The organism is Paenibacillus sp. GYB006 (genome assembly GCF_036577645.1).
GTDB lineage: Bacteria > Bacillota > Bacilli > Paenibacillales > Paenibacillaceae > Paenibacillus.
Genome location: NZ_JARBDA010000046.1, coordinates 1 through 1,214 on the forward strand (window position 1 = coordinate 1; position 1,214 = coordinate 1,214).

Here is a 1,214-nt window from a genome sequence, read left to right on the forward strand (position 1 = left end):
TGGACTGTCAACATTAAATCAGACAACTTTTTTAAGGGATGCAGCTTTGTACTGAATTGGGGTCATGTATCCTAAAGTGCCATGAATGCGATGCTTGTTGAACCAATTCACATAATCATATAGTTCCAACTCTAAATGGTGAAGACTTTGAAAATTCACTTGGTTTACAAATTCCGTTTTCATCACTTTGTAGGTGGCTTCAGCAACGGCGTTGTCATAGGGACAACCCTTCATACTTAAAGAGCGGCCGATTTGGAATGTCGTAAGAGTCTCATCGATCAATCTATTCTTAAATTCACTTCCACGGTCCGTGTGAAACCATTGAATGTCGCTCAAGTTGCCTTCTACCGAGGCGAAGGCACGAGAAATTAGAGCAGCGTCTTTATGGGGACCTGCACTTTGTCCAATGATTTCGCGATTAAATAAGTCAATGAGCACACAAACATAGTGCCACTTGTGCTGAACTCTGACATACGTGAGATCGCTGACTACAAAGCGTTTTGCTTCCGTTTGATCGAACTCACGTTTCAACACATTCGCAGTTGTTGCTTCGTTGCAAGCAGTCTTATGCGGCTTATACTGCGCTATCGTGTACGTAGACACAAGGCCTTCCTCTTTCATGATACGACCGATTCGGCGTCTGGAAACGATGAATCCTTGTTCCTTAAGTTTGACTTTGATCTTACGTGTTCCGTATGCTTTTCGATTGGTATGAAAGATTTCTACAATAGCCGTAGTCACTGCCTCTTCTTGATCTTTCTCTTTCGCTTCATAGTAGAACGTGCTTCTTGCGATTTGCAGGACTTCGCACATTGCTGATACCGAGTATTTATCACTGTTTTGCTTGATGATTTTTACTTTCGTCCCATGATCAGCGCGGCTTGCTTTAAAATGTCATTCTCCATTTCGAGTCGCTGAACTTGTTTGCGAAGAGCGATGAGCTCATTCTCTTCAGCGGATCGGTTGTCTTTTTCCGAAAACGAACCTGAGGTTTGAGCTTGTTTGATCCAACGATCAAGTGCAGATGGACTAAGCTCATACTCTCTCAGAATAGCTGCTTTTGGCTTTCCGTTTTCATATAACTGAACCATTTGTCTTTTGAAATCTGCTGTGAATGTGCGTCTTTGCTTTGGCATAGTAGATCCGCTCCTAATCGTATTCTCTTCATTCTACTAGCCCTTAATTTTTCTGTCCAACTAAGTGTAGACGATCCA

At 42.4% G+C, this 1,214-nt stretch carries 1 protein-coding gene; it reads right to left on the reverse strand.

From position 1 onward, the window contains the following. Positions 1 to 18: 18 nt before the first annotated feature. A protein-coding gene (locus PV403_RS24790; RefSeq protein WP_213536334.1) for an IS3 family transposase occupies positions 19 to 1,136 on the reverse strand; the annotation gives its coding sequence in 2 pieces (ribosomal slippage) (positions 19 to 890 and positions 890 to 1,136; 1,119 coding nt in all). Positions 1,137 to 1,214: the final 78 nt, after the last annotated feature.